At 53.8% G+C, this 18,514-nt stretch carries 13 protein-coding genes and 4 pseudogenes; 14 read left to right on the top strand and 3 right to left on the bottom strand.

What is annotated here, in order from left to right; translation table 11 throughout:
• Positions 1-27 precede the first annotated feature (27 nt).
• The 8 genes and pseudogenes from nuoG to nuoN all read left to right on the top strand — a co-directional run bounded on the left by nuoG (position 28) and on the right by nuoN (position 10,147).
• Positions 28-2,753: pseudogene (gene nuoG / locus CRI63_RS16270) on the top strand (NADH-quinone oxidoreductase subunit NuoG).
• The gene (gene nuoH / locus CRI63_RS16275; RefSeq protein WP_000118507.1) at positions 2,750-3,727 is read left to right on the top strand and encodes an NADH-quinone oxidoreductase subunit NuoH; all 978 of its coding nucleotides are present in this window, start codon (positions 2,750-2,752) and stop codon (positions 3,725-3,727) included. Before nuoG ends, nuoH begins: the two are co-directional and overlap by 4 nt.
• A gap of 14 nt (positions 3,728-3,741) precedes the next feature.
• Positions 3,742-4,284 (top strand): NADH-quinone oxidoreductase subunit NuoI, encoded by a 543-nt coding sequence (nuoI, locus tag CRI63_RS16280; protein ID WP_000172749.1) that lies wholly within the window; start codon positions 3,742-3,744, stop codon positions 4,282-4,284.
• An 11-nt stretch (positions 4,285-4,295) separates the two neighbouring features.
• Positions 4,296-4,850, top strand: coding sequence for an NADH-quinone oxidoreductase subunit J (nuoJ, locus tag CRI63_RS16285; RefSeq protein ID WP_000393511.1), 555 nt, complete (start codon positions 4,296-4,298; stop codon positions 4,848-4,850).
• Entirely contained in the window at positions 4,847-5,149 is a 303-nt protein-coding gene (nuoK, locus tag CRI63_RS16290) for an NADH-quinone oxidoreductase subunit NuoK (protein ID WP_000612644.1), read from the top strand. Before nuoJ ends, nuoK begins: the two co-directional genes overlap by 4 nt.
• Entirely contained in the window at positions 5,146-6,987 is a 1,842-nt protein-coding gene (nuoL, locus tag CRI63_RS16295; RefSeq protein WP_130257463.1) for an NADH-quinone oxidoreductase subunit L, read from the top strand. The genes nuoK and nuoL overlap by 4 nt, the downstream gene beginning before the upstream one ends.
• 165 nt (positions 6,988-7,152) lie before the next feature.
• A pseudogene (gene nuoM / locus CRI63_RS16300) lies at positions 7,153-8,683 on the top strand (NADH-quinone oxidoreductase subunit M).
• Positions 8,684-8,689: 6 nt separating this feature from the next.
• The gene (gene nuoN / locus CRI63_RS16305) at positions 8,690-10,147 is read left to right on the top strand and encodes an NADH-quinone oxidoreductase subunit NuoN (protein ID WP_000156701.1); all 1,458 of its coding nucleotides are present in this window, start codon (positions 8,690-8,692) and stop codon (positions 10,145-10,147) included.
• Between the two features lie 68 nt (positions 10,148-10,215).
• On the opposite strand, the gene CRI63_RS16310 is transcribed toward nuoN, so the two are convergent.
• Entirely contained in the window at positions 10,216-10,719 is a 504-nt protein-coding gene (locus CRI63_RS16310) for a YfbM family protein (protein WP_135520107.1), read from the bottom strand.
• A 102-nt stretch (positions 10,720-10,821) separates the two neighbouring features.
• Positions 10,822-11,793: a M28 family metallopeptidase gene (locus CRI63_RS16315; protein WP_135520109.1), complete on the bottom strand. Its 972-nt coding sequence runs from the start codon at positions 11,791-11,793 to the stop codon at positions 10,822-10,824.
• A 137-nt stretch (positions 11,794-11,930) separates the two neighbouring features.
• On the opposite strand from CRI63_RS16315, the pseudogene CRI63_RS16320 reads away from it, so the two are divergent.
• Positions 11,931-12,705 (top strand): annotated as a pseudogene (locus tag CRI63_RS16320) (von Willebrand factor type A domain-containing protein).
• 112 nt (positions 12,706-12,817) lie between these two features.
• Here the strand turns inward: CRI63_RS16320 and rbn are convergent.
• Positions 12,818-13,735, bottom strand: a complete 918-nt coding sequence (gene rbn / locus CRI63_RS16325) for a ribonuclease BN (RefSeq protein ID WP_130207200.1) — start codon at positions 13,733-13,735, stop codon at positions 12,818-12,820.
• Positions 13,736-13,799: 64 nt separating this feature from the next.
• Between rbn and CRI63_RS16330 the strand changes: the two genes are divergently transcribed.
• From CRI63_RS16330 to menH, 5 genes and pseudogenes are all read left to right on the top strand, one after another.
• Complete coding sequence (locus CRI63_RS16330) at positions 13,800-14,261, top strand: GNAT family N-acetyltransferase (protein WP_135520111.1); 462 nt, start codon at positions 13,800-13,802, stop codon at positions 14,259-14,261.
• A 54-nt stretch (positions 14,262-14,315) separates the two neighbouring features.
• The gene (gene elaB, locus CRI63_RS16335) at positions 14,316-14,621 is read left to right on the top strand and encodes a stress response protein ElaB (RefSeq protein ID WP_135520113.1); all 306 of its coding nucleotides are present in this window, start codon (positions 14,316-14,318) and stop codon (positions 14,619-14,621) included.
• 78 nt (positions 14,622-14,699) lie between these two features.
• On the top strand, positions 14,700-15,995 hold the full coding sequence (gene menF / locus CRI63_RS16340; RefSeq protein ID WP_135520115.1) for an isochorismate synthase MenF: 1,296 nt from the start codon (positions 14,700-14,702) through the stop codon (positions 15,993-15,995).
• An 88-nt stretch (positions 15,996-16,083) separates the two neighbouring features.
• Positions 16,084-17,756, top strand: a pseudogene (gene menD, locus CRI63_RS23955) (2-succinyl-5-enolpyruvyl-6-hydroxy-3-cyclohexene-1-carboxylic-acid synthase).
• Positions 17,753-18,511, top strand: a complete 759-nt coding sequence (gene menH, locus CRI63_RS16355) for a 2-succinyl-6-hydroxy-2,4-cyclohexadiene-1-carboxylate synthase (RefSeq protein ID WP_135520119.1) — start codon at positions 17,753-17,755, stop codon at positions 18,509-18,511. Before menD ends, menH begins: the two are co-directional and overlap by 4 nt.
• The last annotated feature ends 3 nt before the right edge of the window (positions 18,512-18,514 follow it).

Raw genomic sequence — 18,514 nt, forward strand, 5'->3', positions numbered from 1 at the left:
CTGACCGAGAAAACTGGAAGCATGCTAATGGCTACAATTCATGTAGACGGCAAAGAATACGAGGTCAACGGAGCGGACAACCTGCTGGAAGCTTGTCTGTCTCTGGGCCTTGATATTCCTTACTTTTGCTGGCATCCGGCGCTGGGAAGCGTCGGTGCTTGCCGCCAGTGTGCGGTGAAGCAATACCAAAACGCGGAAGACACGCGTGGTCGCCTGGTGATGTCCTGTATGACACCGGCTTCCGATGGCACCTTTATTTCCATTGACGACGAAGAAGCGAAACAGTTCCGTGAAAGTGTGGTCGAGTGGTTAATGACTAACCACCCGCACGACTGTCCGGTATGTGAAGAAGGCGGTAACTGCCACCTTCAGGATATGACCGTGATGACCGGGCATACCTTCCGTCGCTACCGTTTCACCAAACGTACCCACCGCAATCAGGATTTGGGGCCGTTCATCTCTCACGAAATGAACCGCTGCATCGCCTGCTACCGCTGCGTGCGTTACTACAAAGATTACGCTGACGGTACAGATCTGGGCGTTTACGGTGCGCACGACAACGTCTACTTCGGTCGCCCGGAAGACGGCACGCTGGAAAGCGAATTTTCCGGTAACCTGGTCGAAATTTGCCCGACCGGCGTATTCACCGACAAAACGCATTCCGAGCGTTACAACCGTAAATGGGATATGCAGTTTGCGCCGAGCATCTGCCAGCAATGTTCCATCGGCTGTAACATCAGCCCCGGCGAGCGTTACGGCGAACTGCGTCGTATTGAAAACCGTTACAACGGTACGGTAAACCACTATTTCCTCTGCGACCGTGGTCGTTTCGGTTACGGCTACGTCAACCTGAAAGATCGTCCGCGTCAGCCAGTACAGCGTCGTGGCGATGATTTCATTACCCTCAACGCTGAACAGGCAATGCAGGGCGCAGCAGATATTCTGCGTCAGTCGAAGAAAGTGATCGGCATTGGTTCTCCCCGTGCCAGCGTGGAAAGCAACTTTGCGCTGCGTGAGCTGGTGGGCGAAGAAAACTTCTATACCGGTATCGCTCACGGTGAGCAGGAGCGTCTGCAACTGGCGCTGAAAGTGCTGCGTGAAGGCGGCATTTATACTCCGGCACTGCGCGAAATCGATCTTACGATGCGGTACTGGTACTGGGCGAAGACGTTACCCAGACCGGCGCGCGCGTCGCGCTGGCAGTGCGCCAGGCGGTGAAAGGTAAAGCGCGCGAAATGGCGGCAGCACAGAAAGTGGCTGACTGGCAGATTGCGGCAATCCTCAACATCGGTCAGCGTGCGAAGCATCCGCTGTTTGTTACCAACGTTGATGACACCCGTCTGGATGATATCGCTGCGTGGACTTACCGCGCACCGGTTGAAGATCAGGCGCGTTTAGGTTTTGCCATCGCCCATGCGCTGGACAACTCCGCGCCAGCGGTTGACGGTATCGAACCTCAGCTGCAAAGCAAAATCGACGTCATCGTGCAGGCACTGGCTGGTGCGAAGAAACCGTTGATTATCTCCGGGACGAACGCCGGTAGCGCTGAAGTGATTCAGGCTGCGGCTAACGTGGCGAAAGCCCTGAAAGGTCGCGGCGCTGACGTCGGTATCACCATGATTGCCCGTTCCGTCAACAGCATGGGGCTGGGCATTATGGGCGGTGGATCGCTTGAAGAAGCGTTAACCGAACTGGAAACCGGACGCGCCGACGCAGTGGTTGTGCTGGAAAACGATCTGCATCGTCACGCTTCCGCTACCCGCGTGAATGCTGCGCTGGCTAAAGCGCCGCTGGTGATGGTGGTTGACCATCAACGCACAGCGATCATGGAAAACGCCCATCTGGTGCTTTCCGCCGCCAGCTTTGCTGAAAGCGACGGTACGGTAATTAATAATGAAGGCCGCGCCCAACGTTTCTTCCAGGTTTACGACCCGTCCTATTACGACAGCAAAACTGTCATGCTGGAAAGCTGGCGCTGGCTGCACTCGTTGCACAGCACCCTGCTGAGCCGAGAAGTGGACTGGACGCAGCTCGACCACGTGATTGACGCCGTTGTGGCGAAAATCCCGGAACTGGCGGGTATCAAAGATGCTGCGCCGGATGCGACATTCCGTATTCGTGGGCAGAAACTGGCCCGTGAGCCGCACCGTTACAGCGGTCGTACTGCCATGCGCGCCAACATCAGCGTTCATGAGCCGCGTCAGCCGCAGGACATTGACACCATGTTCACCTTCTCGATGGAAGGTAACAACCAGCCGACCGCGCACCGTTCGCAAGTGCCGTTTGCCTGGGCGCCAGGCTGGAACTCCCCGCAGGCGTGGAACAAATTCCAGGACGAAGTGGGCGGCAAACTGCGCTTTGGCGATCCGGGCGTGCGTCTGTTTGAAACCAGCGAAAATGGTCTGGATTACTTCACCGGTGTACCGGCACGCTTCCAGCCGCAGGACGGGAAATGGCGTATCGCGCCGTACTACCACCTGTTTGGCAGCGATGAATTGTCACAGCGTGCTCCGGTCTTCCAGAGCCGTATGCCGCAGCCGTACATCAAACTCAACCCAGCGGATGCCGCGAAGTTGGGCGTGAATGCGGGGACACGCGTCTCCTTTAGTTACGATGGCAACACGGTCACGCTGCCGGTTGAAATCGCCGAAGGGCTGACGGCAGGGCAGGTGGGCTTGCCGATGGGTATGTCCGGCATTGCTCCGGTGCTGGCCGGCGCGCATCTTGAGGATCTCAAGGAGGCACAACAATGAGTTGGATATCACCGGAACTGATTGAGATCCTGCTGACCATCCTCAAAGCGGTGGTGATCCTGCTGGTGGTTGTCACCTGTGGGGCATTCATGAGCTTTGGCGAACGTCGCCTGCTGGGTCTGTTCCAGAACCGTTACGGACCTAACCGTGTTGGCTGGGGCGGTTCGCTCCAGCTGGTCGCGGACATGATCAAAATGTTCTTTAAAGAAGACTGGATCCCGAAATTCTCGGATCGCGTCATCTTTACCCTGGCACCGATGATTGCCTTTACCTCGCTGCTGCTGGCCTTTGCAATTGTGCCAGTCAGTCCGGGTTGGGTGGTTGCCGACCTGAACATCGGGATTTTGTTCTTCCTGATGATGGCCGGTCTGGCGGTGTACGCGGTGCTGTTTGCGGGCTGGTCAAGTAACAACAAATACTCGCTGCTCGGTGCGATGCGTGCTTCTGCGCAGACCCTGAGCTACGAAGTGTTCCTCGGGCTTTCCCTGATGGGCGTGGTGGCGCAGGCCGGTTCATTCAATATGACCGACATCGTCAATAGCCAGGCGCATGTGTGGAACGTCATCCCGCAATTTTTTGGTTTTATTACCTTTGCCATCGCGGGCGTGGCGGTGTGTCACCGTCACCCGTTTGACCAGCCGGAAGCCGAGCAGGAACTGGCGGATGGTTACCACATTGAATATTCCGGCATGAAGTTCGGTCTGTTCTTCGTGGGTGAGTACATCGGGATTGTGACCATCTCTGCACTGATGGTGACGCTGTTCTTCGGTGGCTGGCAAGGCCCGTTGTTACCGCCATTCATCTGGTTCGCGCTGAAAACCGCGTTCTTTATGATGATGTTCATTTTGATTCGTGCGTCGTTACCGCGTCCGCGTTATGACCAGGTAATGTCCTTCGGCTGGAAAATCTGCCTGCCGCTGACGCTGATCAACTTGCTGGTAACGGCGGCTGTCATTCTCTGGCAGGCGCAATAAGGGGCAATAAGACCATGACCTTAAAAGAATTGTTAGTAGGTTTCGGCACCCAGGTTCGTAGTATCTGGATGATCGGCCTGCACGCGTTCGCCAAACGCGAAACGCGAATGTACCCGGAAGAGCCGGTCTATCTGCCGCCCCGTTATCGTGGTCGTATCGTTCTGACCCGCGACCCGGACGGCGAAGAGCGTTGCGTAGCCTGTAACCTCTGCGCGGTAGCCTGCCCGGTCGGCTGTATCTCGCTGCAAAAAGCAGAAACCAAAGACGGTCGCTGGTATCCGGAATTTTTCCGCATCAACTTCTCACGCTGCATTTTCTGTGGTCTGTGCGAAGAAGCCTGTCCGACCACGGCGATTCAGTTAACCCCGGATTTCGAAATGGGGGAATACAAGCGCCAGGATCTGGTTTACGAGAAAGAGGATCTGCTGATCTCCGGTCCGGGCAAATACCCGGAATATAACTTCTACCGGATGGCAGGTATGGCAATCGACGGCAAAGATAAGGGCGAAGCAGAGAACGAAGCCAAGCCTATCGACGTCAAGAGCCTGTTACCGTAAGGAGAGGGGCAATGGAGTTCGCTTTTTATATCTGTGGCCTGATAGCCATACTTGCGACCTTGCGAGTGATCACCCATACCAATCCGGTACACGCACTGCTGTACCTGATTATTTCGCTGCTGGCGATTTCCGGGGTGTTCTTCTCACTGGGCGCTTACTTCGCCGGTGCGCTGGAAATTATCGTCTACGCGGGTGCCATTATGGTGCTGTTCGTGTTCGTGGTGATGATGCTCAACCTGGGCGGTTCGGAAATCGAACAGGAACGCCAGTGGCTGAAACCGCAGGTGTGGATTGGTCCGGCAATTTTGTCGGCCATCATGCTGGTGGTGATTGTTTACGCCATTCTCGGTGTTAACGATCAGGGTATCGACGGTACGCCAATCAGTGCTAAAGCAGTGGGTATTACGCTGTTCGGGCCTTACGTACTGGCGGTGGAACTGGCTTCTATGCTGCTGCTCGCGGGTCTGGTTGTGGCCTTCCACGTCGGTCGTGAAGAGCGTGCGGGTGAAGTGCTGAGCAATCGTAAAGACGACAGCGCGAAAAGAAAAACGGAGGAGCACGCATGATCCCCTTACAACATGGACTGATCCTCGCGGCAATCTTATTCGTTCTTGGCTTAACCGGTCTGGTTATCCGTCGCAATCTGCTGTTTATGCTGATTGGTCTGGAAATCATGATTAACGCCTCCGCGCTGGCCTTTGTGGTCGCCGGAAGCTACTGGGGCCAGACCGACGGTCAGGTGATGTACATTCTCGCCATCAGCCTCGCGGCAGCAGAAGCGAGTATCGGCCTTGCGCTGCTGCTGCAGCTTCACCGTCGTCGCCAGAACCTGAACATCGATTCAGTAAGTGAGATGCGCGGATGAACATGCTTGCCTTAACCATTATTTTGCCATTTATTGGCTTCGTCCTGCTGGCGTTCTCCCGTGGGCGCTGGTCTGAAAACGTCTCGGCGATCGTCGGCGTTGGCTCTGTGGGCCTGGCGGCGCTGGTAACTGCCTTTATTGGCGTCGACTTCTTCGCTAACGGCGAACAGGCATACAGCCAGCCGCTGTGGACGTGGATGTCGGTAGGCGACTTTAACATCGGTTTTAACCTGGTGCTGGACGGCCTGTCGCTGACCATGCTCTCGGTGGTCACTGGTGTGGGTTTCCTGATCCACATGTACGCCTCCTGGTATATGCGTGGTGAAGAGGGCTACTCTCGCTTCTTCGCTTACACCAACCTGTTCATCGCCAGCATGGTAGTTCTGGTTCTCGCTGATAACCTGCTGTTGATGTACCTCGGCTGGGAAGGCGTGGGCCTGTGCTCCTATCTGCTGATCGGTTTCTATTACACCGATCCGAAGAATGGCGCAGCGGCAATGAAAGCGTTCGTCGTGACCCGTGTGGGTGACGTGTTCCTCGCTTTCGCGCTGTTCATTCTCTACAACGAGCTGGGTACACTGAACTTCCGCGAAATGGTGGAACTGGCGCCTGCGCACTTTGCTGACGGCAATAACATGCTGATGTGGGCGACGCTGATGCTGCTGGGCGGTGCGGTCGGTAAATCTGCGCAGTTGCCGTTGCAGACATGGCTTGCCGACGCGATGGCGGGCCCGACGCCTGTCTCCGCGCTGATCCACGCCGCAACGATGGTAACCGCGGGTGTCTACCTGATCGCCCGTACCCACGGCCTGTTCCTGATGACGCCGGAAGTTCTGCATCTGGTGGGTATTGTCGGGGCGGTTACGCTGCTGCTGGCCGGTTTTGCCGCGCTGGTACAGACCGACATCAAACGTGTTCTCGCTTACTCTACCATGAGCCAGATTGGCTACATGTTCCTCGCGCTTGGCGTGCAGGCATGGGATGCGGCGATTTTCCACTTGATGACTCACGCGTTCTTTAAAGCGCTGCTGTTCCTGGCATCCGGTTCCGTCATTCTGGCCTGCCATCACGAACAGAACATCTTCAAGATGGGCGGTCTGCGTAAATCTATTCCGCTGGTTTATCTCTGCTTCCTGGTGGGCGGCGCAGCACTGTCGGCACTGCCGCTGGTCACTGCGGGCTTCTTCAGTAAGGATGAGATCCTCGCGGGTGCGATGGCGAATGGTCATATCAATCTGATGGTGGCAGGTCTGGTCGGTGCGTTTATGACCTCGCTCTACACCTTCCGTATGATTTTCATCGTCTTCCACGGAAAAGAACAAATTCACGCTCACGCCGTGAAAGGGGTAACTCACAGCCTGCCGCTGATTGTGCTGCTGATCCTTTCCACCTTCGTTGGCGCACTGATTGTACCGCCGCTGCAGGGCGTGCTTCCGCAAACGACGGAGCTGGCGCACGGCAGCATGTTGACCCTGGAAATTACCTCTGGCGTGGTCGCGGTGGTCGGCATTCTGCTGGCAGCCTGGCTGTGGCTGGGTAAACGTACTCTGGTGACCTCCATCGCCAACAGTGCGCCGGGCCGCCTGCTGAGTACCTGGTGGTACAACGCCTGGGGCTTTGACTGGCTGTACGACAAAGTGTTCGTCAAGCCGTTCCTGGGTATTGCCTGGTTGCTGAAACGCGATCCGCTGAACTCAATGATGAACATTCCGGCGGTTCTTTCCCGCTTTGCAGGTAAAGGCCTGCTGTTAAGCGAGAACGGTTATCTGCGCTGGTATGTGGCATCCATGAGCATCGGTGCGGTCGTGGTGCTGGCACTGTTGATGGTACTGCGTTGAGTTAAGGATTGTGGGCTTGCCCCTGGGGATTTAAGAACGTAGGTCGGATAAGCCGTCTTCGCGGCGCATCCGACACTACAACCACAATCCGAAGAGAATTTTCTGTCGTGAGAATTCGTTGAAAATCCGGTCCTGACGGGACTTTTACAAGGAATAAAGATCGCCATGTTACTACCCTGGCTAATATTAATTCCCTTTATTGGCGGCTTCCTGTGCTGGCAGACCGAACGCTTTGGCGTCAAGGTGCCGCGCTGGATCGCGCTGATCACCATGGGATTGACGCTGGCGCTGTCGCTGCAACTGTGGTTGCAGGGCGGTTATTCACTGACGCAATCCGCCGGAATTCCGCAGTGGCAGTCTGAATTCGACATGCCGTGGATCCCGCGTTTTGGTATCTCTATCCATCTCGCCATTGACGGTCTGTCGCTGCTGATGGTCGTGCTGACCGGTTTGCTTGGCGTGCTGGCCGTACTCTGTTCGTGGAACGAGATCGAAAAATATCAGGGCTTCTTCCACCTCAACCTGATGTGGATCCTGGGCGGCGTTATCGGCGTGTTCCTTGCCATCGACATGTTCCTGTTCTTCTTCTTCTGGGAAATGATGTTGGTGCCGATGTACTTCCTGATCGCACTGTGGGGGCATAAAGCTTCTGACGGTAAAACGCGTATCACGGCGGCAACCAAGTTCTTCATTTACACCCAGGCGAGTGGTCTGGTGATGTTGATCGCCATCCTGGTCGCTGGTTTTTGTTCACTACAATGCGACTGGCGTCTGGACCTTCAACTATGAAGAGCTGCTGAATACGCCGATGTCCAGTGGTGTGGAATATCTGCTGATGCTGGGCTTCTTTATCGCCTTCGCGGTGAAAATGCCGGTGGTTCCGCTGCATGGCTGGCTGCCGGATGCGCACTCTCAGGCACCGACCGCTGGTTCCGTGGACCTCGCAGGGATCTTGCTGAAAACCGCCGCTTACGGTCTGCTGCGTTTCTCCCTGCCGCTGTTCCCGAACGCGTCAGCAGAGTTTGCGCCAATCGCTATGTGGCTGGGTGTTATCGGCATCTTCTACGGTGCGTGGATGGCCTTCGCCCAGACCGATATCAAACGTCTGATCGCCTACACCTCGGTTTCCCACATGGGCTTCGTGCTGATTGCCATCTACACCGGCAGCCAGTTGGCCTACCAGGGCGCGGTAATCCAGATGATTGCGCACGGCTTGTCGGCGGCGGGTCTGTTTATTCTCTGCGGTCAGCTCTATGAACGTATCCATACCCGCGACATGCGCATGATGGGCGGTCTGTGGAGCAAAATGAAATGGCTGCCAGCACTGTCGCTGTTCTTTGCGGTGGCAACGCTTGGGATGCCTGGCACCGGTAACTTCGTCGGCGAATTTATGATTCTGTTCGGCAGCTTCCAGGTTGTCCCGGTGATTACCGTTATCTCTACCTTTGGGCTGGTCTTTGCATCTGTTTATTCGCTGGCGATGTTGCATCGCGCTTACTTCGGTAAAGCGAAAAGCGAGATTGCCAGCCAGGAACTGCCAGGGATGTCGCTGCGTGAGCTGTTTATGATCCTGTTGCTGGTGGTGCTGCTGGTACTGCTGGGCTTCTATCCGCAGCCGATTCTGGATACCTCGCACTCCGCGATTGGCAATATCCAGCAGTGGTTTGTTAATTCCGTTACTACTACAAGGCCGTAAATCGCCATGACAATAACTCCACAAAACCTGATCGCACTGCTACCGTTGCTGATCGTCGGCTTGACGGTGGTGGTTGTGATGCTCTCCATTGCGTGGCGACGCAATCATTTCCTCAACGCTACGCTCTCGGTTATTGGGCTTAACGCGGCGCTGGTTTCGCTCTGGTTTGTCGGCCAGGCGGGCGCTATGGACGTTACGCCGCTGATGCGCGTTGATGGTTTCGCCATGCTTTACACCGGGCTGGTATTGTTGGCGAGTCTCGCCACCTGTACTTTCGCCTACCCGTGGCTTGAAGGCTATAACGACAACAAGGACGAGTTCTACCTGTTGGTGTTAATTGCCGCCCTGGGCGGGATCCTGCTGGCGAATGCTAACCATCTGGCGTCTCTGTTCCTCGGTATCGAACTGATCTCTTTGCCGCTGTTTGGCCTGGTCGGTTACGCTTTCCGCCAGAAACGTTCGCTGGAAGCCAGTATCAAATACACCATCCTTTCTGCCGCAGCGTCTTCTTTCCTGCTGTTCGGTATGGCGCTGGTGTATGCACAGTCTGGCGACCTGTCGTTTGTCGCGCTGGGTAAAAACCTCGGCGACGGTATGCTCAACGAGCCGCTGTTGCTGGCAGGTTTCGGCCTGATGATTGTTGGCCTCGGCTTCAAACTCTCTCTGGTGCCGTTCCACCTGTGGACGCCAGACGTATACCAGGGCGCGCCTGCGCCGGTTTCCACTTTCCTGGCGACGGCGAGCAAAATCGCTATCTTCGGTGTGGTGATGCGTCTGTTCCTCTACGCGCCGGTGGGTGACAGCGAAGCGATTCGCGTGGTGCTGGCGATAATCGCCTTTGCCTCCATCATCTTCGGTAACCTGATGGCGCTGAGCCAGACCAACATCAAACGTCTGCTCGGTTACTCATCTATCTCTCACCTCGGCTATCTGCTGGTGGCGCTGATTGCACTGCAAACCGGCGAGATGTCGATGGAAGCGGTAGGGGTTTACCTGGCCGGTTATCTGTTCAGCAGCCTCGGCGCGTTCGGCGTGGTCAGCCTGATGTCCAGCCCGTATCGTGGCCCGGATGCTGATTCCCTGTTCTCTTACCGCGGACTGTTCTGGCATCGTCCGATCCTCGCGGCGGTGATGACGGTGATGATGCTGTCTCTGGCCGGTATCCCGATGACGCTGGGCTTTATTGGTAAGTTCTACGTGCTGGCGGTCGGTGTCCAGGCACACTTGTGGTGGCTGGTGGGTGCCGTGGTTGTCGGTTCGGCAATCGGCCTTTACTACTACCTGCGCGTGGCGGTGAGCCTGTACCTGCACGCACCGGAACAACCGGGTCGCGATGCACCGTCAAACTGGCAGTACAGCGCAGGCGGTATCGTGGTGCTGATCTCTGCACTGTTGGTACTGGTGCTGGGTGTATGGCCACAACCGCTGATTAGTATTGTGCGGTTAGCAATGCCGCTGATGTAATCTGTTAGTTTGTAAGTCAGAAAGCCGCCGACATGTTCGGCGGTTTTTTTATGGTGCCTTTGACACCATCACCCAACAATAACCGTCAGCGCATGATTCCCTTGTCGCAGCATACGTCGATACGCGCTAATCAGCTTTTCCATATCAAGCATGATCGAAGCAAAGAGTTGCCCCTCTAACTCTTCTGAAAAGGTCACTCCCGGATAAATCTCCATTTCATTGAGTCGCTGAATGGAAAACGTTTTACGCAGCTCACTTCGATCCAGAGCTTCCAGTCGGTCGATTGTCGCGGCTAACTCCTGATTCCAGGTCAATCCCAGGAAACCATCTATACCATCTTCGAGGCTGTGTTCACCAAGCACTGCGCGACTTAGCGGGTCATTCTTCGCGGGGTCAAATGCAGAGGTGCCTGTCAGCCCAAAGTGTAAAAAATCCCAGCGTTTATCAATATCCAGTCGGCGTAAACCTGAAAGCGTGTCATGTATATTATCCATCAAAGGTTTTTCAGTAGACTCAAGCAGTTGGTTAATTTTCTCTGAGTCAATTTCTGCAAAATAGCCAATCATTCCCATTTGTTTTTCCTCCGTTGAATTTAATTTTTCGTATCTTAAAACAGACGAGGGAAAATAAAATGTGCATGTTGCTTTTTCTGGATCCTCCTCGAGGAATTTTTATCATTTACTATTTTGCAACAAGGTTATAACGCCATCCACCGCCTGAGCCATTTTCTGATAATTGAGTCTGTCTGCGGTATCACCAGGTAAGTGATATTGTTTATTACGATAAAAAGCGGTGTCGGTAATCATTACGGCGGGAATATCGTGTTGCCAATAATTTAGGTGGTCGGAGAAGTCGATGCCGGGAATAAAACCTGGTGCATTAATAGAATAAACAGGCAACTCTGTTGCTGATAACAACGCAGATTTTACCTGACGCACAGCGCCGATATCCTGCACTCTGCCGACGACAGCAATAAAATCACCACGGTCGGGATAAAGCCAGGACATGACAGAGTAAGGGTAATCCTGACTCCCTGGTGCGGAGTCGTAATAACCTATCATCTCCAGTGCTATCATTAATTTCACCGGACGCTCAAGCGAAGCGGCGTGTACCGCGCTCCCCATTTCATTGCTACGAAAGAAGGGCGGTTCTTCCGACGCATAGGCGACCAGTTGCACGCCTATTTTCGGCGCTTGCTGCTGTAACAAACGTGCCAGTTCGAGTAATCCTGCCACGCCGCTGGCGTTATCATCCGCGCCCGGCGTATAGGTTAATTGATCGTTTTCGTAACTGTTGGCAGAGTCATAGTGCGCACCAATAATAATCTGCGGTCCATCGGCAGGACCATAATCAGCAACAATGTTTTTGTAGGGGCCACCCGTAATGGGGACATCCTGCACGGTAACTCTGGCACCGCTACGGACAAAGACCTCTTTTATATACTCTGCGGATCTATTCAGATTATCAATATTGTCGGCACTACGTGGATGCACAGTTTGTGTAAAATAACGAACTGTTTTTTCTAATTGCTCGGGACTTGCGTGCTGGGGCGTTGGCGGTAATGCATTGACCCAGGGTTGATAAAAAACAATCAGAGGAAGTGAAAGCAGGAATAATATAAAAAAGGAAAAAGTTATTTTTTTCATATATAAATTGTTGATAGGTTTCGTTGTTGAATCATTATTTGTTATAGGTTTCGAGATCGTATTTTATTAAGATTAGCCGGATTATACAAAGAGTCTATTTTATGTCTGGTGGTTGAGTTTATTTAAAAGGATTTTATATGCGAAATAAAAATATAATCATGTTGCTTATTAGTAGTTTGATTTTGTCAGGATGTGGGCCGGAATCTGATGATAAGGAAAGTCAGCAACAACAATCTACTACACCCACAGACCAGCAAGTACTTGCCGCGCAACAAGCGGCAACAAAAGTGGCGGAGCAAAGAGCCGCCGCCGCTAAAGCAAAAACCTAGCCCAGCATGAAGCGCAACAATCCTCAGACAAACAGGCTTTGCAGGGGCGATTACAGGAAGCGCCAACATTTGAAAGAGCGGCTAAAGCAAAAGCTACACGTATCGCAAATCCAGGAACCGCTCGCTATCAGCAGTTCGATGATAATCCGGTTAAGCAGGTAGCGCAAAACCCGTTGGCGACGTTTAGCCTTGACGTCGACACCGGCAGCTAACGCTGAACGGGCAAAAAGCATCAATTGATAAGTTACGCTATGCCCCGGATAGCAAATCAGCGAAATCAGATAAAGCGAAAGAACTGGCCTGGTTAAAGATTCGTTGGAAATACCCGCAGGGAAAAGAAAGTCAGTTAGTTGAATTTCCGTTGGCACCCACAATAAACGCACCGTCAGAAGATATGCGTTTTCGCGCAGCAGTCGCTGCATTTGGGCAAAAATTGCGCGGTTCTGAATACCTGAATAATACCTCCTGGCAGCAGATCGAACAGTGGGCGCGGCAAGCGAAAGGACCGGATCAACAAGGCTACAGAGCGGAATTTATTCGCCTGATTGGGCTGGCGGAAGGTCTGGACAATTCACAAAACTAAAAATGATAAATCTGTTTGCCGGATATCGACATCCAGCGTATTCGGCAAACAGATGAAAAATAAGTGCGTTGGCATCATTAAATTAATCTGCCAACTAATCACCGCTTTCGACTTAAATGCTAAACACCGCGAAATCGCTCGCCAGTTCAGTTGCCGGGAAAATCGTCCGGCACTCGTGTAACAAGTGCTGACAGCCTTTATCATCATAGCGCGAACTAACATGGGTAATGATTAGCTTACCGACACCAGCCTCACGGGCCAGTGCCGCCGCCTGGCGTGTGGAGCTGTGGCCGCGGCTGTTGGCTTTGGCCTCCATCGCCAAATCCAGAGTCGCTTCGTGAACCATTACGTCTACACCTTTAGCCAGCGCCAGCGCGGCATCGCAAGGACCCGTATCGCCGAAAATGGCGATCGCTTTTCCTGGTGTAGGCGCGGCTAAGTAATCAGCGCCGTTAATCTGCCGACCGTCTTCCAATGTGACAGTTTTTCCGGCTTTCAAATCCTGAAACAATGGGCCTGGCGGTACGCCTGCGGCCTTTAATGCCTGGGCATTCAGCGCACCAGGCTTATCATGTTCTTCTACGCGATAGCCGTAACATTCCAGCGGATGTTCCATCGGATAAGCGGTCACTTTACGCAAGCCATCATCAAGAATTTCGCCTGCGCTAATTTCAATAATCTCCAGTGGATAATCGGTCCACGAGCCACTAATACGTAACGCTGTCTCAACAAATTCACGGATACCTTTCGGACCATAAATGGTTAAGGGTTGCACAATGCCTGACATGGAACGACTGCACAGCAAACCGGGCAGACCGAAAAGATGATCGCCGTGAAGATGGCTAATAAAAATCCTGTCCAGTTTGCCGGGATTAAACACCGTGTGCAGCATTTGGTGTTGAGTGCCTTCGCCACAGTCAAATAACCAAAGTCCGGCCTGGGTCGGATGTTGCAGATTGAGCAATATCGCCGTGACATTACGCGCCCGGGTCGGAACTCCCGCCGAAGTACCTAAGAAAATTAATTCCATAAGACCATCACATTTCTAAAAATAATCCGGCTAGTATAAGGCATACAACCAAAAGGAGCGCATCATGATCGACTGGCAGGATCTTCATCACTCTGAATTATCGGTTTCTCAGCTTTATGCCTTATTACAACTGCGTTGTGCGGTATTCGTTGTCGAACAAAACTGTCCTTATCAGGATGTCGATGGTGACGATCTGGTAGGTGAAAATCGTCATATTCTCGGCTGGCAAAACGGGAAACTGGTCGCGTATGCGAGGATTCTGAAAAGTGATGATGATCTCGAACCGGTGGTGATTGGTCGGGTGATTGTCAGCGAAGCGTTGCGCGGCGAAAAAGTGGGGCAGCAACTGATGAGTAAGTCGCTGGAATCATGTACGCGCCACTGGCCGGACAAGGCGATTTATCTGGGAGCGCAGGCGCACTTACAAAACTTTTACCGCAGTTTTGGCTTTATCCCTGTGACCGACATTTACGAGGAAGATGGTATTCCCCACATCGGGATGGCGCGCGAAGTCATTCAGGCGTAATTGATAACCGTTGTCTATAGTTAGTGGCAGGTTTTAAGCAAATGGAGAACGAGAATGTCTAATCAATTTGGTGATACACGCATCGATGACGACCTGACGTTGCTGAGTGAAACACTGGAAGAAGTGCTGCGCTCCTCTGGCGATCCCGCCGATCAGAAATATGTTGAGCTGAAGGCGCGAGCAGAGAAGGCGCTGGATGATGTGGAAAAAAGAGTCAGTCAGGCTTCAGACAGCTATTACTATCGGGCGAAGCAAGCGGTTTATCGTGCTGATGACTACGTTCATGAAAAACCGTGGCAGGGGATTGGCGTTGGCGCTGCGGTTGGTTTGGTATTAGGACTGTTGCTGGCACGCCGTTAAAACCTCCCTACACTGGGGTACTGCATTTTTTTTGCAGTACCCCGTATAATGTGAGGCTTTTAACAGGGAGAGGTCCGCGTGCAATCACTCACTACGGCGCTGGAAAATTTATTGCGCCATCTGTCGCAAGAGTTTCCAGCGACGCCCGGCATTCGGGTTTTTGATGTTCCTTTCCCATTAAATGACGCTTTTGATGCCTTAAGCTGGCTGGCCAGCCAGAAAATGTATCCGCAATTTTACTGGCAACAACGCAATGGTGATGAAGAGGCTGCCGTGCTGGGTACAATAGCCAGCTTTTCGTCGCTGGCGCAGGCGCAGTGTTTTCTCCGACAACACCCGGATCACACCGACTTACGTATCTGGGGGCTGAATGCGTTTGACCCTTCCCAGGGCAATTTACTCCTCCCGCGGTTGGAATGGCGACGCTGTGCAGGCAAAGCGATCCTTCGACTGACCCTTTTCAGCGAAAACTCCCTTCAGCACGACGCACATCAGGCAAAGGAATTCATTGCGGCTCTGGCAAACATTAAACCGTTGTCAGCTCTGCATTTAACCATCACCCAAGAAAATCACTGGCCGGACAAACCAGCCTGGGCGGGGTTAATTAAACTGGCGACCGACACCATTGCTGAAGGTGAACTGGATAAAGTGGTGTTGGCGCGGGCGACCGATCTGCATTTCTCCGATTCAGTTAACGCGGCGGCAATGATGGCTGCCAGTCGTCGGTTGAACCTGAACTGCTACCATTTCTACATGGCTTTTGATGGCGAAAGCGCGTTCCTGGGTTCATCTCCTGAGCGGCTTTGGCGGCGGCGTGACAAAGCGTTGCGTACTGAAGCACTGGCGGGAACGGTAGCGAATCATCCTGATGATAAACAGGCGCAGCAACTGGGTGAGTGGCTGATGGCGGATGATAAAAACCAGCGCGAGAATATGCTGGTGGTGGAAGATATCTGCCAGCGATTACAGAGCGACACCCAGGCGCTGGATGTTTTACCGCCGCAGGTGCTTCGTCTGCGTAAAGTGCAGCATCTGCGTCGCTGTATCTGGACCTCGCTTAATACGGCAGATGATGTGGTTTGTCTGCATCAGTTGCAGCCAACGGCAGCGGTGGCAGGTTTACCGCGCGATTTGGCACGGCAGTTCATCGCCCGGCACGAACCGTTTACCCGTGAATGGTATGCGGGTTCTGCGGGCTATCTCTCATTACAACAAAGCGAATTCTGCGTTTCCCTGCGCTCGGCGAAAATCAGTGGCAATGTCGTGCGATTGTATGCCGGAGCGGGTATTGTCCGAGGCTCAGACCCCGAACTGGAGTGGCAGGAAATCGACAACAAAGCGGCAGGACTGCGCACTTTATTACAATTGGAATAGTAATGAGTCGCATCATTACCGATTCATATCAATAATCTCTTTTTGTAGCTCCTTATACTTAGCCGCAATATTGATACCGGACAAACTCATGTCAGTAAGCGCATTTAACCGACGCTGGGCGGCGGTCATTCTGGAAGCATTAACACGTCACGGCGTCAGACACGTCTGCATCGCCCCTGGCTCTCGTTCTACGCCATTAACTCTGGCGGCGGCGGAAAATTCCGCTTTCATTCATCACACTCATTTTGATGAGCGTGGGCTCGGGCATCTGGCGCTGGGACTGGCAAAGGTCAGCAAACAGCCAGTGGCGGTGATAGTGACCTCCGGCACGGCGGTAGCGAATCTCTATCCGGCACTGATTGAAGCTGGGTTAACCGGAGAAAAACTGATCCTGTTAACCGCCGATCGTCCTCCGGAATTGATTGACTGCGGCGCAAATCAGGCAATTCGTCAGCCGGGCATGTTCGCCTCTCATCCTACGCATAGCATTTCACTACCGCGCCCGACGCAGGATATTCCCGCCCGTTGGTTGGTTTCTACTATCGACCATGCTTTAGGCACGCTGCATGCGGGTGGAGTCCATATCAACTGCCCGTTTGCCGAACCGCTTTATGGCGAGATGGACGATACCGGACTTAGCTGGCAACAACGTCTTGGCGACTGGTGGCAGGGCGACAAACCGTGGCTGCGTGAAGCGCCTCGTCTTGAGAGCGAAAAACAGCGCGACTGGTTCTTCTGGCGGCAAAAGCGCGGCGTGGTGGTTGCCGGGCGCATGAGTGCGGAAGAGGGCAAAAAAAGTTGCATTGTGGGCACAAACTCTTGGCTGGCCGCTGATTGGCGACGTGCTGTCGCAAACCGGGCAGCCGCTGCCGTGTGCCGATCTCTGGTTAGGCAATGCCAAAGCGGTGAGTGAGTTACAGCAGGCGCAGATTGTCGTGCAACTGGGGAGCAGCCTGACTGGTAAACGGTTACTGCAATGGCAGGCGAGCTGTGAGCCAGAAGAGTACTGGATTGTTGATAACATCGAAGGGCAGCTTGACCCGGCACACCACCGTGGACGTCGCCTGGTCGCCAATATTGCCGACTGGCTGGAGTTGCATCCGGCTGAAAAAACGTCAGCCTGGTGCGTGGAGATCCCGGGTCTGGCTGAACAGGCGATGCAGGCAGTTGTTGCCCGTCGCGATGTGTTTGGCGAAGCACAACTGGCGCACCGCATCAGCGACTATTTGCCTGAACAGGGGCAACTGTTTGTCGGTAACAGCCTGGTCGTGCGTTTGATCGATGCGCTTTCGCAACTTCCGGCAGGTTATCCGGTATATAGCAACCGTGGGGCCAGCGGAATTGATGGGCTGCTCTCTACCGCCGCAGGCGTTCAGCGGGCGAGTGGAAAATCGACGCTGGCGATTGTGGGCGATCTCTCCGCACTTTACGATCTCAACGCGCTGGCGTTATTGCGCCAGGTTTCCGCGCCGCTGGTATTAATTGTGGTGAACAACAACGGCGGGCAAATTTTCTCGCTGCTGCCAACGCCGAAAAGCGAGCGCGAGCGTTTTTTACCTGATGCCGCAAAACGTCCATTTTGAGCACGCTGCCGCGATGTTTGAGCTGAAATATCATCGTCCGCAAAACTGGCAGGAACTTGAAACGGCACTTGCCGACGCCTGGCGCACTCCGACCACCACGGTAATTGAAATGGTGGTTAACGACACCGACGGCGCGCAAACCCTCCAGCAACTGCTGGCGCAGGTAAGCCATTTATGATCCTGCACGCGCAGGCAAAACACGGCAAACCAGGTTTACCCTGGCTGGTGTTTTTGCACGGTTTTTCCGGCGATTGCCATGAATGGCAAGAAGTGGGCGAGGCGTTTGCCGACTACTCGCGGTTGTATGTTGATCTGCCAGGTCACGGTGGTTCGGCGGCAATTAGCGTCGATGGATTTGATGATGTCACTGGCGTACTGCGTAAAACCCTTGTTAGTTACAACATCCTTAACTTCTGGCTGGTGGGGTACTCGCTCGGCGGACGGGTGGCGATGATGGCGGCTTGTCAGGAGATGGCGGGGCTTTGTGGCGTGATTGTCGAAGGTGGGCATCCCGGGCTGCAACATGCTGAACAACGCACGGAACGTCAGCTTTCCGATCATCGCTGGGCGCAGCGTTTTCGCACAGAACCATTAACGGCGGTGTTTACCGACTGGTACCAACAGCCTGTTTTTGCCTCGCTCAATGACGATCAACGCCGGGAGCTGGTTGCGCTGCGCAGCAACAATAATGGCGCAACGCTTGCCGCCATGCTGGCGGCGACTTCTCTCGCCGTCCAGCCTGATTTACGTGCTAACCTTAGCGCCCGCACATTTGCGTTTTATTATTTATGTGGTGAACGTGACAGCAAATTCCGCGCTCTGGCGGCGGAACTGGCTGCCGACTGCCATGTCATTCCTCGCGCCGGACATAACGCGCATCGGGAAAATCCCGCTGGCGTAATAGCAAGTCTGGCGCAGATCTTGCGTTTCTGACTA

This window comes from Escherichia sp. E2661 (assembly GCF_004745185.1).
Lineage (GTDB): Bacteria > Pseudomonadota > Gammaproteobacteria > Enterobacterales > Enterobacteriaceae > Escherichia.